This window comes from Roseateles depolymerans, assembly GCF_003387155.1.
Classification (GTDB): Bacteria; Pseudomonadota; Gammaproteobacteria; order Burkholderiales; family Burkholderiaceae_C; genus Roseateles; species Roseateles depolymerans.
Genome location: NZ_QUMT01000002.1, coordinates 859,378 through 873,838 on the forward strand (window position 1 = coordinate 859,378; position 14,461 = coordinate 873,838).

Below are 14,461 nucleotides of genomic sequence, written 5' to 3' on the forward strand. Positions count from 1 at the left end.
GTCCTGCCGGCGGGCACCGACCAGCGTCGGGCAGGGCGCGCGCCTCAATCAGAGTCAGAGGCGCTGACGTACAACGTCATTAATGTAGCGCCAGATTCAGCTGGTCGACCACCTCGGCCCAGTCGGCGTCCTCCAGCAGCAGGTCCTTCAGCAGGCGCGCCTGAGAAGGCGTCCAGAACGGGGCGTCGGTGATCTTGACGTCATTGGGCAGGGGGCGGTGCTCGTCGATGAAGGCCTGGATGTCGGATTCCGAGGACGGCAGACCGAGTTGATCGAAAAGTTCGGAAAAGGGATGGACGCTGGGTTCCATTCAAGACTCCTGGTCGGTCAGTTCTTTGAAAATGCTGCTTTGCCTCTCGCACGAGAGACCTCCCGTCAAGGCTAACATCGTGCCTGGGGTCTCCAGCGGAGGAATGATGACAACAAGCCAGGTCCAGCGACAGCCCGTACCGCCCGCCAGCGACGCGGCGGACGAGTCACGCCTGCGGCTCGCGGGCAGCCGGCTGCGACACTTCCATGTCTGCGCGTTCTTCAACAGCCGGGAAGAGGAACATCAGGTGCTGGGCTCTTTTTACCGGGACGGCGTGCGGCTGGGCGAGCGCAATCTGCATCTGGTGGAGTCGGGTTCTATGGTGGCGCATCGCGGCCATCTGGCTGCAGGCGGCATGGATGTGCCGGGCTGTGAGGCCTGCGGGCAACTGGTCATGATGCCCTGGCACCATGCCTATCTGGACGATGCGGGCGTCTTCGACCGGCAGCGCGTGCTGACGCTGATCGAGCAGGTCACCCGCGAGGCCAGTGCCCCCGGCTCGGTGCCGGTGCGGGTGATGGGCCAGATGGACTGGATCGTCCAGCCAGGCGTGGACCGCTCCGAAGTCATTGCCTATGAAGCCGAGGTCAACGAAGTACTGTCCCGGCATCAGCAGCCGGCCATCTGTGTCTACGACATTGCCACCTTGGACGGCGCGATGATGATGGACCTGCTGCGCACCCATCCGCTGACCCTGATCGGCGGCGCGCTCCGGGAAAACCCTTTCTACACGCCACCCGCCCAGATGCTGAGGGAGCTGGCCGCCCGCCGAGGGGGCGGCGCCGAAGCGGGTGCGGCGTCGGTGCGGCTCACGATGACCTGACGACCCTCCAATGCGCGCACTGCATGTTGATACGGGCCGGCCGACGTCGCCGGCCGACGAGGCGCTGCGGGACCTGATGGGCCTGCTGGCGCTGCCTGCCCTGTGGGTCGGACGCGATGCCGCCACCGTGCTGCAGCTGACCACGGAGGCGGTGAACAGCATCGTCAGCACGGCGGTCTGCCTGGTTCGGGCGCCGCTGTCGGCGGGTGCCGAGGCGTCCACCTGGCTGTATGTCGGCGGGGTCGAGGTGGATGCCGAATCCGCCTGGGATGGTTTCATCGACACCTGCCTGCGCATCGACGAAGGGCCCGAAGACCCGGTGAGCCTTTCGTCGCCCCTGGGCACGCTCAGGGTGGTGCGCTTGCACCTCGGGCCCGCCGGACGTTTCGGCGGCCTGTGGTTCGGCTCCTCGCGGGCGGACTTTCCGTCCCTGCATCAAAGCGCCTTCATGCGCGCCGCCGCCACGCTGGCCGGCACCGGCCTGCATGCGGCCCGGCTGGACCAGGAACGCGAGCGCGCCGCTCGAGCGAAGGACGAGTTCCTGGCCATGCTGGGCCATGAACTGCGCAATCCGCTGGCGCCCATCTCCACCGCCTTGCACCTCATCAAGATGCGCAACGACGGCCTGGGCCGCGAGCACCAGATCATCGAGCGTCAGGTCGGCCACCTGTCCAAGCTGGTGGACGACCTGCTGGACATCACCCGCATCACCCGCGGCAAGGTGGAACTGAGCCGTGAGCCGGTGGAGGTGGAAGCGCTGCTCACCGATGCCATCGAGGGCGTCAGTCCGCTGCTGGAGGAGCGCCAGCAATTGCTCAGCACCCGCTTCGAGGTGCCGGCCGACGTCCAACTGGTGGGCGACCCGGGGCGCCTGCGCCAGGTGATGGTCAATCTGCTCAGCAATGCCGCCAAATACACACCGGTGCACGGTCAGGTGAGCATCCGGGCCGAAGTGCTGGGCGCGCAGCAGGTGCTGATCGAGGTCAGCGACAACGGTGCCGGGATCGACCCCGAACTGCTGCCGCGCATCTTCGACCTGTTCGAGCAAGGCACCACCACGCTGGATCGTGCCAAAGGTGGATTGGGGATTGGCCTGGCCATCGTCAAGCAACTGGTCGACCTGCACGGCGGGCGCGTGGAGGCACACAGCGAAGGCGTGGGGCAGGGGGCCCGCTTCCGGGTGATGCTGCCGGCGGTGCGGGTGTCGGCCGAAGCGCCGGCCCACGCGCCCCAGACGCCCCAACGCCTCGACCAGGGGGCGCCGGGTCGCATCCTGGTGGTCGATGACAACCGCGATGCCGCTGAGACGCTCGGCCTGGCGCTGCGCTACAGCGGCTACGAGGTGGAGACCACCACCTTGCCGCAGGAAGTACTGGGCCTGCTGGCCCGGCACCGCTTCGATGTGGCCGTGCTGGACATCGGCATGCCGGTGATCGACGGTTATGAACTCGCCGCGCTGATCCGCGCGGGCATGGCGGAGCGGACCCCGCGGCTGATCGCGCTGACCGGTTACGGGCAGTCGTCTGACCGCGACAAGGCGCTGGCCACCGGGTTCGACGAACACATGGTCAAGCCCATCGACCTGGAGCGCCTGCTCCACACCTTGGAGGGGATGATCCCCCGCCAGTCCCCCTAGAATCCCCCTGAACTTTTGCGCGCTGGCGCCCATGTCCTTGACCGGTCCCTCTCCTGTTGCTCCTTTGTCCGGCACGCCGGCGCCCACCCACATCGCCGTCCTGGATGATGAGCCCGACATCACCCTGCTGCTGGCGGGTTATCTCGGCACGCATGGGTTCCGGACGACGCAACTGCACAGCGGCCGCGCCTTGATGGACCTGATGGCCAGCGACCCGCCCCATCTGGTCTTGCTGGACCTGGGCCTGCCCGGCGAAGACGGTTTTGCCATCGCACGGCAGCTGCGGGAGCACTGGCGCTGCGGCCTGGTGATCGTCACCGGCCGGGGCGATGCGGTGGACAAGGTGGTCGGCCTGGAAATTGGCGCGGACGATTACGTCACCAAGCCCTTTGACTTGCGCGAGCTGGTGGCGCGGGTCAAGGCCGTGCTTCGCCGGCTGCAGGCCGAGCCCGCAGCCGCGCCGGCACCAGTCGCCGTGGGCGTCGCGGCAGCGCCGAGCGGGCTGCCGGACGAGCCGGATGACCGGGAACTGCTGCATTTCGATGGCTGGTCGCTGGACGTGGCGGCCCGGCGGCTGAACGATCAGGCCGGAGAGGAAGTCATGCTGACGACCGGTGAATTCGATCTGCTGCTGACCTTTGCCCAGCATCCGGGCCGCGTGTTGTCCCGCGACTTCCTGCTGGAGCACACCCGCGGACGGGAATCTTCACCGTTCGACCGCACGATCGACGTGCAGGTGGGACGCCTGCGTCGCAAGCTGGGCACGGATGCCAACGACGGCAAGTGGATCAAGTCCATTCGCGGCGCTGGCTACCTCTTCGTGCCCCGGGTTACCACCACGCGGACGGCCCCATGAGCGGGGCGGTGAACGAGCCGCTCGTCTCGGCGCCGCTGCCGCCCGGTATCGACGCCACCACTGTCTTTCGCTCGCTGTTTGTCGCGTCGCCCGACGGCATCCTGCTGGTGGATGCGCAGGGCGCCATCCTGCTGGCCAGTCCGTCCGCCGAGCGCTTGCTCGGTTATGAATCCGGCACCCTGGCCGGCCTGCATATCGAAGCGCTGGTGCCCGACAGCATCCGCCCGCGTCATGCCCAATTCCGCGAGCGGTACGGCCACGCGCCGCGAGCCCGGCCCATGGGCACGCAGATGGACCTGGTGGCCAAGCGCCGCGACGGCACCGAAGTCATGGTGGAAATTGCGCTCAGCCCGCTGCAGTCGCATGGACTGCCGTATGTGATGGCGTCGGTGCGCGGCATTGGGGAATATCCCCGCGTGCGGCAGGCGCTGCAGCGGGCGCGCTGCAGCGAGCATCTGGCCCAGCTGGGCAAGCTGGCGGTGGACTCGCGGGACCCGCAGGAGATCCTGGGCCAGGCGCCTGCGATTGCCGCCGAAGCGCTGGAACTGCGCACGGCCATGCTGCATCTTTTGGACCCGGGGCGCACCTTGCTGCGGCTCGCGGGCGGCGTGGGACTGGGCGCCGGGAAGTGCTGGGCGTCAGCGAGGCCTGGCGCGCCGACTCTCCGGAAGGCCTGGTGCTGACCCGCTCCGAACCCCTGATGGTGGAGGACTTGCGGCAGGAAACGCGCTTCCCGGTCGAGCATGCGCTGCGGCTCGGCCGCTTGTCCCTGCTGTCGGTCCCCGTCTCGGACCGGGGCAAGGTGGTGGGGGCGCTGACGGTCTGGTCCGCGCTGGACCGGCGCTTCGGGGATGCGGAGCTGCGTTTCATGGAATCGGTGGCGAACCTGCTGGGCACCTGCCTGCAGCGGGCCCAGACCGAAGAGGCCCTCAGCCATTCCCAGCGCCTGGAGGCGGTAGGGCAGTTGACCGGCGGCATCGCGCATGACTTCAACAATCTGCTCACCGTCATCCAGGGCAACCTGCAGGTGCTGGCGGACCTGCCCTCCGTCACGGCCGACCCGCTGGCGCCTCAACTGGTGGCGGCGGCGACCCGCGCCTCACGCCGAGGGGCTGATCTGACCGGCAAGCTGCTGGCATTCTCCCGGCGGCAGGTGCTGCAACCGACCGCTGTCGATGTGGAGGCGCTGCTGCGTTCGCTGGCGGACATGCTGCGCCGGACGCTGGACCAGCGCATCCGCATCCATGTCGATGTCGCCAGCGGCTGTCCGGATGTGCTGGCGGATGCGAGTCAACTTGAATCCGCGGTCCTCAACATTGCGATCAATGCGCGGGATGCAATGCCGGACGGGGGCGACCTGGTTTTCTCCGCCGCCCCCCTGCCGGCGCTGACCGCTGAATTGCGGGAGCAACTGGAGCTGGGGCCGCAGGACCCATCACCCGACTATGTGCGCATCGCCATCAGCGACACCGGCACCGGCATGCCGGAGGCGGTGAAGGAGCGCGCGTTCGAGCCGTTCTTCACCACCAAGCAGGCCGGCCGGGGCACCGGGCTGGGTCTGAGTACGGTGTATGGATTTGCACGGCAGTCGCAAGGCACGGTGCTGATCGACAGCGAAGCCGGCCATGGCACGGTGCTCAGCATCGTGCTGCCGCAACCGCCTGTGGAGGCACTGGACGCTCGCGCCGAATTGCCCGCAGCCAGCGAACTGGCGCCGGGGACCCGGGTCTTGCTGGTGGAAGATGATGCGGAAGTGAGGCTGGTGGCGCGCCGATTCCTCAAGGATCTCGGCTGCTGTGTCACCGCCTGCGCCAGCGGCGAAGAAGCACTGGCCTGGCTTCAGGAGCAGCGGGAGCGCGGGGACCCTTCTCCGGCCTGTCTGCTGAGCGACGTGGCGCTGGGCGCGGGCATGCGCGGCACCGAGCTGGCGCGTCAGGTGCAGGACCACTGGCCGGAGCTGCGGATTCTGCTGACCTCGGGCTTTTCAGCCGACTTGCTGCAAGGGGCGTCGGACTGGCCGTGGCCACTGCTGCCCAAGCCCTACAACCGGGCGGAACTGGCCGAGGCGCTGGCCCGCGTGCTGCGGGACTGAGCGCAAGTGCTGCGGCACTGCGCCCGCGCCCATGACCCACGACCTCACTGCAGGCGTGCGGTGCGGGCGGACGAACCGCTGATTACGTACTGCTCCAGGCGGGCCAGGTCCGGAATGCTGATCTGGCGACGGCCGCGCTCTCCGAAACGGATCAGCTGTTCGCGGTTCAGGCGGGACAGGCAACGGCTGACCGTTTCCAGCGTCATGCCCAGATAGTTGCCCAGGTCTGCGCGGGTCATGCGCAAGGTGAGCTCGTCCGCCCGCAGGCCGCGCTGGGCCATGCTGCGCGCCCAGGCGCAGAGGAATTCCGCCACGCGGGCCTGCGAGGCCAGGGTACACACGGACATCAGCGATTCACGCTCGCGGCGGATTTCGGTGCTCATGGCTTCATGGACCACCGCCATCAGTTCGGGGTGACGCACGCAGCCTTCCAGCAGGGTGGCGTAGGGGATGATGGAGACGTTGCCGGTGTCCATGGCCACGGCATCGCAGGCATGGCGGCCGTGGGCGATGCCGCTGAAGCCCAGCCAGTCGCCGCGGAACTTCAGGCTGACGATCTGCTCGCGCCCGTCCAGGCTGCGGCTGACCAGCTTGTAGGCGCCGGAGTTGATCAGGAACACGGTGTTGAAGGGCAGCCCGGAGTGATAGAGCACATCCCCGGGGCGCACGACCTTGGAAGCGGGCTGCACCAGCTCGCGGACCGTGCGCATCATTTCCAGCATGCGCTGCTGCGGGTCTTGCAGGGTCTGGAATCCCTGGAACGGGAGGATGCTGTCCTGCAGATCTGCCGAGTCATCCATCATCGGCGACGGCATGCCGGCGGGGGCGCGGGAGGGGAAGGACGGCAGACGCTCACGCGACGAAATTTGATGGGAGCGGTCGTGGTGAATGAGTTGGGCGGCTTCGGACATGATCGTTTCGGTGGTTGAGGTGTTGACACGCATCGTAAAAAACGGCCGCAACTGGCGTGGCAATCGACAACATCGCTGGGTAACACTGAGTGAACCGACGGTAACGATCAGATGTCTTTGCGCATCCCCGTCCGTTGTTTGGGCCTGTACTCCCGAAGAGGAGTTGGTTGATTGACAACAATCAACGATTGCTGGCGGTGAGGCACTTAGGCTGTCGTCCACGTACAAGTCGTGCCACCGCCCGTGGCATCCCCTGCCAGCCATGCTTCATGCTCCCCCGTCCGATCGAGAACCGTCCCGCTGTCCTGCGGCAGCCACGGCGCAGCCGGTGGGCGGCACGCCTGCTGATGGCGATCGGTCGATCGGGGGGGAGGGTGCAGCCGCGGGGGGAGGCGCCGGGGCGAACGGTCAGGCCCTGAACGGCCGCCGCATCGGCCTGATCTGCGCGTCCCGACAGGCGCCGGCAGCGGCGCTGTTCATCCAGGCGGCCGAAAGCCTGGGCGCGCAAGTGGCGGTGCTGCAGGCCACCGACGTCCTGGACGCCGGCGAAGCCCAGCAGGACAAGCTGATGCGCATGCTGTCGCGCCTGTATGACGTGATCGAGTGCCAGGACCTGCCCTCGGCCGCCGTGCGGCACATTGCCGAGCGGGTCGCCGTGCCGGTGCTGGCGAATCTGGGGGCCCGGGCGCTGGAACAGGACGCCGATCAAGCGCCCGAATGCGGCACGCCCGAATGGGAACAAGGCCTGGCGCGTGTGCGGCAGGCCTTGTTGAGCGCACTTTAAAGGCGGCCCCAGCCGCCCGGTGTCGCCGTCTCTCGATTACTGCTTCGGCTTCTTGCCGTCTGCCGCACGGGTGGCGGTCTGCAGCGCCTGCGCTTCCTGCAAATGGTGCTGCAAGGTGGGCAGCGTCTTGGCGGCGAAAGCCTTCACATCCGCATCGTCGGACTGCTTGGCGGCCTTGTCGAACAGCTTGACGGTGTCACGGTGCGCCTCGACACCCACCGACTCCGCATAGTGGCGATCGAAGCTGGTGCCATCGCGGGCGCTGAGCACCTTCATCTTGCCCTTTTGCGTCATCGACGGGTCCTTGGGCAGGTCCACGCCCTTGGAGGCGGCCAGCGCGGACAGCTCCTCGCCGGCCTTGGTGTGCTCATCCACCATCTTCTGAGCGAATGCCTTCACGTCGGCATTGCCCGATTTCTGCAGCGCCAGCTTGCTGCTTTCCACCTCGGCATGACCGTTTTCAGCGGCCTGCTTCAGGAAGGCGGAATCCTTGTGGCTGATCTTGCCGGCTGCCGCCGAAGCAGAGGCGCCCGGCACCACGGCCTGGGCGAAGGCCGCAGGGGCCTGCACGCTGGCAATCAGGCCGACGGCGGCGGCCGCCAAAGCCACACGGCCCCAGCGGACGGCGGAATGGGGACGGCTGCTGCGGATCACGACGTCATTCATGGAGGACTCCAGACTTGTTGGGGAGATGGCCTCTCCAAGCAATCGGGATTCCTGCCACAACGGCCGCACAACGCCGCTCAAGGCCGCTCAAGGCGCCAATGGCCACCCAGAGGCGACCCAGACGCTTAGCTGGTGGGCTGTTGCTTGTAACTCTGGCCCAGGGCCGTGAGCGCACCGGTGCCTGCCAGCAGGCTGGTGTAGTGGGTATCGTTGTCCCAGCGTCCGGTAAACCATGCGTAGCGCACGACATCCGTCCGTGATTCGCAGGTCTTGACCATGTCCGCCATCTGGGCGATCTGCTTGGCGGCGGTGTCGATCTGCGCGCCGTCGGCCTGGCTATGCCAGTTGGCCATTTCGGTCACCCAGAACGGCTTGCCATATTTCTTCAGCCGGTCCAGCTGGCCGCCCAGGCCGTAGTCATACCAGTGGAAGGCCAGGGCATCGATCTGCGGATCGCGACCGCCATTGTTGGCGCGGTAGGCCGCATAGAAGGCATCCAGCCAGACGACCGGATCGGCAAAGCCGTCCATCGTGCCCCAGGTGATCGCCGGGCCGACGATCTGGACACCGGTCTGGGCCGCAATCGCTTCGTACCGGGGCCACAGGGCCGCGGCCTCCGCTGGCTTGAGGTTGGCCTCGGTCTTCAGATTGGGTTCATTGAGCACCAGCAGATGCTTGACCGTGGGACGCGCCTTGAGCGCCGCGATGACCTGCGCGCTGTCGAAATTGAAGTTCCACAGCATCGGCACATGGGTCATGGCCTGGGCGATGGAAGGATTGGCCTGCACGGAGGACGCGGGGTCCAACGCCCAGTTGTACCACCAGCCCACCGGGCCGCTGAGGGCGACGAAATCGCCAGCGTCCTTCAGGTCATAGGCGATACCGCGCTTGCCGACGGGCGGCGGCGCGGGGCTGGGCGTGGGCGATGGCGCCGGGCTTGGCGACGGGGACGGGGAGGGAGACGGCGAAGGCGTCGGCGAGGGGGACGGCGAAGGGGAAGGGGAGGGAGACGGCGATGGCGATGGCGACGGTGACGGCGAAGGTGTCGGCGTCGGCGCCGCGGGCGTCGAATCCGTTCCGCTCCCGCCTCCGCCACCGCCGCACGCGGTCAGCAAGGCTGCACCGGCCGCTGCGACCAGCGTGCGGCGTCGGCTGTCCACGGCTTCGCTGCCTTCTGGCGGCAGAGGGGCGATCAGGGGACGGGGAGGAGTCTGTGAACGGTTCATTCGATGCTACCTGGCCAAAGAGGCTGTCCCCGGAGTCAGGGGAAGTCCATGCGGGCCGGAGTATGGCGGCGCCTGACGCCGTACGGATGAGCCGGACACATCTTGTTAATCTTGCTGACAGACGTCTAAAAGACTGACTTTTCTGGCGGCCTCGCATCGACCCAAGCGCGTCACCCGTTGACAAAAAATGTTGTGTTTCGGGCGAGCTGCGCGCGGGGGACGGCACGAGTCTTGCGCGAGTCCGAGGGAGCTTCCGGCGGACCTTCCGGCACACCTGTTCAGCAGCGTCACAATGTCCGCCGATGACCTCCCTCGTTCATGCCGCCCCGTCTCTCCCCCCGTCTCTCCGCCCCGCCGCCTGGGCCCTGCGCACGCAGTTTTTCGTCGCCGGCGCGATGTTTGCGACCTGGGGCGTCCATGTCCCCACGGTGAAGGCCCATTACGGGCTCGGCGAGCAATCGCTGGCGCTGGCCATGCTGGCCTCGGGCGTGGGCGCCGTGTTGGCGTTGACCCAGGCCGGCCGTGTGGTGGGGCGTTTCGGGCCTCGTCGGGTGGCGGCGGCGATGGGGTTGCTGCTGTGCGCAGCCATCGCCAGCCTGCTGTTGACCCAGGCCTACGCCGGGCTTGTGGTCACGATGGTGGTGTTCGGTTGCAGCGCCAGTCTGTTCGATGTGTCCATCAATGCCGAAGCCAGCGAGATCGAAGCCCGTGCCGGCCGTCCCCTGATGAGCGGCTTCCACGCCCTGTTCAGCCTGGGCGGCATGGTGGGCGCGGGCGTGGGCAGCCTGCTGCCCGCATGGGGCATGGGAGCGGCGATGCATCTGATGCTGGCGTCCGTCCTCGCGCTGCTGATGGTCTGGGGCGCCTGCGCCGCGATGCTGCCGATGCAAGGCCCTGCGGACGACACCCACCCGCTGAGCCTGCCGCGTGGGCCGCTGGCGCTGATCGGCCTGCTGGCGGCGCTGGGCCTGATCGCGGAAGGCGCGATGTATGACTGGAGCGTGCTGTTCCTCAAGCAGGAGCGCCACAGCGACGTCAGCCTTGCCGCACTGGGTTATGCGAGCTTCAGCCTGGCGATGGCGCTGGGGCGCTTTGGCGGGGATGCCGTGCGGGCCCGCGTGGCGCCCATCCCGCTGATGGTGCTGAGCGGCGTGCTGGCCGCGGCGGGCATGGCGATGGCGCTGCTGGTGCCGGCGGCGCAGGCAGGCCTGCTCGGTTTCGCCTTGGTGGGATTGGGCTTGTCGAACGTGGTGCCGGTGCTGTTCAGCGCGGCATCGCGGATCCCCGGCATGGCGCCGGCCCATGGCATTGCCGCCGTGTCCGCCGTCGGCTACCTGGGCATGATGGCCGGGCCGCCGCTGATTGGCTTGGTCGCCGAGCACAGTTCCCTGACCCTGGGGCTGGGCTGCGTCGTGCTGTTCGCCGTCTTCATGGCGGTGGCGGCGCCGCGGGCGCTGCGGCAGGCCGGGTCGCCTTGAATCAGGCCGGCGGACCGGATGCCAAAGGCCCCGCCGCTTCGCTGCGCCGGCGATACAGGTCCAGCAGCATGTCCACGAAGTCACGGCCCAGCAGGTCGGCCACCGGGACCGCATAGACATTGATGGTGGACGTCACCCGGTAATGGGCCACCACGTCCAGCCGGGTATGGTCGGCATCGATCGGCGTGAGGGTGAAGCGCGTCTCGCCCAGGTCCAGATACTGGCCGCCCAGCACCACATGGTCGTCCATGGTGCCCGGCGGAAAGGAGTCTGGGGAAAACTCATAACGCCAGGCGAGGGTCCGGCCTTCGACGCGGTCGGTCACCCGGCCGCGGAAATGCACGCCCCGTTCCCAGCGCGACTCGCGCACCTCGCCCTGCGCGGTCGTGTGGTTGATGCCCTCCACCGGGCGCGGCACGCCGATGAGATGGGCCAGGGTCGGCTTGAGTTCCTCCCGGCGAATGTCGCGGGCCTGCACGATCTCGTTCCACACCCGCTGCGGCGCGGCGGCAACGACGGTGGACCGCTCGATCCGCTGCCAGCGGTCCTGCGGCGTGACCGGCCCTTCGACCACCAGGGCCAGCAGCGGCAGCACCGCAAGGCCGCCGATGTGGCGTCCCTGCACCTCCATGACATTCAGGATGGCCCGCATCAGCAGGCCGCCCAGCGAGGACAGCACCAGGAACACCGGTGACAGGATCACCACGCAGATGGAGCCCTCCATCAGGGTCAGCATCGAGCCCATCATCATCAGCGCGGTGGCGATCCAGGGGGTGAAGAAGGTCGCCATCCAGCTGGGCCGGGTGTTGCGCAGCAGATAGACCGTCAGGGCACCCAGGATCACCGGCGTGAGCATGATGAAACCGATGCTCATCACCCCGGCCATGCGGCTGTTGACGCCGATGGACTGAAGGAAGGGCCCGGCCCAACCCGCCAGGTAGCGGATGGCCAGCCCGTACAGGCCGCCGGTCAGCGGGGCGATCCAATACAGCGGCGCCATGGGGGTGTCGCCGCCGTCCAGGGCCTGCTGCGGCTGCTGCTGCGGCTCGGCGGCCTGCTCGGAGGTGGATGCCGGGCCGCCGCCGGTGTGGACGGGCTGAAGAGCGTTCCGCGGGTGGATGCTCGGCTCGTTGCTGTGGTGGTTCTGCTGATCCTGGCTTGGATCGTGGTTCTGATCGGCGCTCATGCGCTCTGCTCCCTCTGGCCCCCTCATGGGCCGCGGGATGCTAACCCACACCGGCGCCTGCGCCGACCCGCAGCGACAGCGCGGAGCCGGGATCATCAACCGGGTGTAGGTAAAAACCCTTCAAGGCTTTCGGTCGAAGCCAGCGGGTGCCATCGGCGGATTGCGACGTGCGGCGACGGGGCCGGCTGCGTAGAGTTGATCCTGACAGCGGAACTCGAGCTTCGCTGTTCATGCTTCTCTCTCGCATGGTCCGTCTCTTCCCTCTGCGGACGGACAACCATTTGGCCCTGATCGCAAGATCAGGGCCTTTTTCTTTCTGCCCTGGTCGCAAAACCAGGGCCGTCTTCTTTCTGCCGTCGGCCGATCAGCGGCGCTCCAGGTTCGGCAGCAGCGCAGTGATGATGCCCAGCAGCGGCAGGTAAGCGCACAGGGCGTAGACCTGGCGGATGCCGTAGTGGTCCGCCACCTGGCCCAGCCCCGCCGCGGCAATGCCGCTGACCCCGAACATCAGGCCGAACATCAGGCCTGCGATCAAGCCGACACGGCCCGGCACGAGCTCCTGCGCATACACCACGATGGCGGAGAAGGCGGAGGACATGACCAGTCCGATCATCACCGTCAGCACCGCGGTCCAGAACAGGTTCGCATGCGGCAGCAGCAGGGTGAGCGGCGCCACGCCCAGGATCGACACCCAGATCACATACTTGCGCCCGATGCGGTCCCCCAGCGGTCCGCCGGCGAAGGTGCCGACCGCCACCGCCGCGAGGAACAGGAACAGATAGAGCTGGGCCGCCTGCACCGACAACTGGAATTTGTCGATCAGATAGAAGGTGTAGTAGGTGCTGAGGCTGGCCATGTAGATGAACTTGGAGAACACCAGCAGCGCCAGCACCGCCAGTGCCAGGACCACCTGACGGTTGCTCAGCCCGTTGGCCTTGGCGGCCCCTTTGTGGCCCCGCGCGGCCTGGTGGCGCACCGTCCATCCGCTGACGCGGAACAGCACCGTGATGGCCAGCATGGCAAACAGCGTGAACCAGCCGATGGCGCCTTGCCCGCGCGGGATGATGATGGCCGCGGCCAGCAGCGGCCCGAAGGCCGATCCGGTATTGCCGCCCACCTGGAAGCAGGACTGCGCCAGGCCAAAGCGCCCGCCCGAGGCCATGCGGGCCACGCGCGACGCCTCTGGATGGAAGGTGCTGGAGCCAATGCCGATCAGCGCCGCCGCGCCCAGCAGCAGGGGGAAGCTGTGGACCACCGCCAGCAGGGCCAGGCCCGCCAGGGTGAAGAACATGCCGATGGGCAGCAGGTAAGGCTTGGGATGCTTGTCGGTATACAGGCCGATCCACGGCTGCAGCAGCGACGCCGTGCACTGGTAGACCAGCGAGATCAACCCCACCTGGGTGAAGCTCAGGCCGAACTGGTCCTTGAGCATCGGATAGATGGCGGGCAGCGTGGCCTGGATCAGGTCGTTGAGCAGATGCACGAAGGCGACGGCGCCCACGATGGGCAGGACCAGGGTGCTGGCGCTGGCCGGGGCATTGCCACTGGAAGCGGCGGCTGTTGCGGCGGGCGGGGTCGTGGATGCGGCAGCGTCGGCAGCGCCGGGCTGCAGGCGGTCGGACAAGGTGCTCATGGATCGGGAACCGCGGCGGTGCAGGGACCGACGCGGGGACAACAGGAGAGGGCCTTGCAGTCTAGGGTGGCTGCTTGTCGTCAACGGGCCAAGTTCTGTCGAGAATCGGCCACCGATGGCTGGTTGGGCGATTGGTAATCTCCGTGTTCCGCGCTGAGCCCTCCGTCCGCGGTGAGAGGTGCGCCTGTCTGCCGTCCTGCTGTCGCCCCGATTCGACTCAATAGCCCCGCGTTTCCGCTGGGAGCCGTCCCGACCGCACCATGACCCGCGCCGCACCTTCCTCCTTCATCAGCCGACCGTTGGCGATGGTGCGGACCAGCCAGGGAAGCGGACGGACGCGGCCACCGCCGGCCACCGCGCACACATACGCCTTGGCGCACTTCTCGAAGAGCTCCGCATTGAGCGCCAGCCGGGAGGCCGTCATTCCCAGCAGCAGCACCTGTCCATCCAGGACGGCAGCATTGCCGCCCTGGGCCAGCGAACGGTGCAGACCAACGAGATCGCCGCTGGCCGGGCCCATGATGCCCAGTTGCCGGATCTGTTCATCAAACACGGCCGGCATGTGGCCGCCAAAGTGCGGCAACTGGCGGCCAAAGGCGCCGCCCCCGTAGAGCATCGCGCAGGCGTCCTGTCGCCAGGCATAGACCTGGCGGTGAACGGAAATCGGCCAAGACGTGTCCGGCGGACCCTGGGACCCGTCGAGCGCCACCCGCTGCGGCTGTGCATCCCCGGCCGTTCCCCACCACATCGCGTCCTCACCGGGCAGCCGCAGGGAGAGGCTGTCAGCCGGCGACGGCATCAACCCCCGGCTCAGCAGCCGGTGGCGCAGCGCGAACCATTGGTCCTGCATCGGGCGACGC

Annotated in this window: 14 protein-coding genes; 7 read left to right on the forward strand and 7 right to left on the reverse strand. The window is 67.7% G+C overall.

What is annotated here, in order from left to right:
• Positions 1 to 79 precede the first annotated feature (79 nt).
• Positions 80 to 310, reverse strand: coding sequence for a DUF2789 domain-containing protein (locus tag DES44_RS11770; RefSeq protein ID WP_058935109.1), 231 nt, complete (start codon positions 308 to 310; stop codon positions 80 to 82).
• A 103-nt stretch (positions 311 to 413) separates the two neighbouring features.
• Between DES44_RS11770 and DES44_RS11775 the strand changes: the two genes are divergently transcribed.
• From DES44_RS11775 to DES44_RS11790, 5 genes are read left to right on the forward strand one after another with little or no spacing between them, the layout of a single operon-like run.
• Positions 414 to 1,133, forward strand: a complete 720-nt coding sequence (locus DES44_RS11775) for an MEDS domain-containing protein (protein ID WP_233441647.1) — start codon at positions 414 to 416, stop codon at positions 1,131 to 1,133.
• Between the two features lie 10 nt (positions 1,134 to 1,143).
• Positions 1,144 to 2,769: a hybrid sensor histidine kinase/response regulator gene (locus DES44_RS11780; RefSeq protein WP_058935110.1), complete on the forward strand. Its 1,626-nt coding sequence runs from the start codon at positions 1,144 to 1,146 to the stop codon at positions 2,767 to 2,769.
• A 31-nt stretch (positions 2,770 to 2,800) separates the two neighbouring features.
• Positions 2,801 to 3,625 carry a winged helix-turn-helix domain-containing protein gene (locus DES44_RS11785; RefSeq protein WP_058935111.1) on the forward strand — a complete coding sequence of 275 codons (825 nt, stop codon included), beginning with the start codon at positions 2,801 to 2,803 and terminating at the stop codon, positions 3,623 to 3,625.
• 8 nt (positions 3,626 to 3,633) lie between these two features.
• Positions 3,634 to 4,308: a PAS domain S-box protein gene (locus DES44_RS25610; protein WP_232309743.1), complete on the forward strand. Its 675-nt coding sequence runs from the start codon at positions 3,634 to 3,636 to the stop codon at positions 4,306 to 4,308.
• Complete coding sequence (locus tag DES44_RS11790; protein WP_233441648.1) at positions 4,254 to 5,717, forward strand: ATP-binding protein; 1,464 nt, start codon at positions 4,254 to 4,256, stop codon at positions 5,715 to 5,717. Before DES44_RS25610 ends, DES44_RS11790 begins: the two co-directional genes overlap by 55 nt.
• 44 nt (positions 5,718 to 5,761) lie before the next feature.
• Here the strand turns inward: DES44_RS11790 and DES44_RS11795 are convergent, their stop codons facing one another.
• Positions 5,762 to 6,628, reverse strand: a complete 867-nt coding sequence (locus tag DES44_RS11795; protein ID WP_232309747.1) for a Crp/Fnr family transcriptional regulator — start codon at positions 6,626 to 6,628, stop codon at positions 5,762 to 5,764.
• Between the two features lie 262 nt (positions 6,629 to 6,890).
• Between DES44_RS11795 and DES44_RS11800 the strand changes: the two genes are divergently transcribed.
• Positions 6,891 to 7,412, forward strand: coding sequence for a Rossmann-fold NAD(P)-binding domain-containing protein (locus tag DES44_RS11800; protein ID WP_147307058.1), 522 nt, complete (start codon positions 6,891 to 6,893; stop codon positions 7,410 to 7,412).
• 36 nt (positions 7,413 to 7,448) lie between these two features.
• Here the strand turns inward: DES44_RS11800 and DES44_RS11805 are convergent, their stop codons facing one another.
• Positions 7,449 to 8,078, reverse strand: coding sequence for a DUF4142 domain-containing protein (locus tag DES44_RS11805; protein WP_083525573.1), 630 nt, complete (start codon positions 8,076 to 8,078; stop codon positions 7,449 to 7,451).
• Positions 8,079 to 8,203: 125 nt separating this feature from the next.
• Positions 8,204 to 9,304 (reverse strand): glycosyl hydrolase, encoded by a 1,101-nt coding sequence (locus DES44_RS11810; RefSeq protein WP_083525574.1) that lies wholly within the window; start codon positions 9,302 to 9,304, stop codon positions 8,204 to 8,206.
• Positions 9,305 to 9,606: 302 nt separating this feature from the next.
• On the opposite strand from DES44_RS11810, the gene DES44_RS11815 reads away from it, so the two are divergent.
• Entirely contained in the window at positions 9,607 to 10,782 is a 1,176-nt protein-coding gene (locus tag DES44_RS11815; protein WP_058935113.1) for an MFS transporter, read from the forward strand.
• Position 10,783: 1 nt separating this feature from the next.
• On the opposite strand, the gene DES44_RS11820 is transcribed toward DES44_RS11815, so the two are convergent.
• The 3 genes from DES44_RS11820 to DES44_RS11830 all read right to left on the reverse strand — a co-directional run bounded on the left by DES44_RS11820 (position 10,784) and on the right by DES44_RS11830 (position 14,451).
• Entirely contained in the window at positions 10,784 to 11,968 is a 1,185-nt protein-coding gene (locus DES44_RS11820) for an SRPBCC family protein (protein ID WP_058935114.1), read from the reverse strand.
• 364 nt (positions 11,969 to 12,332) lie between these two features.
• Complete coding sequence (locus DES44_RS11825) at positions 12,333 to 13,601, reverse strand: MFS transporter (RefSeq protein ID WP_083525575.1); 1,269 nt, start codon at positions 13,599 to 13,601, stop codon at positions 12,333 to 12,335.
• A gap of 217 nt (positions 13,602 to 13,818) precedes the next feature.
• Positions 13,819 to 14,451 (reverse strand): hypothetical protein, encoded by a 633-nt coding sequence (locus DES44_RS11830; protein WP_058935115.1) that lies wholly within the window; start codon positions 14,449 to 14,451, stop codon positions 13,819 to 13,821.
• Positions 14,452 to 14,461: the final 10 nt, after the last annotated feature.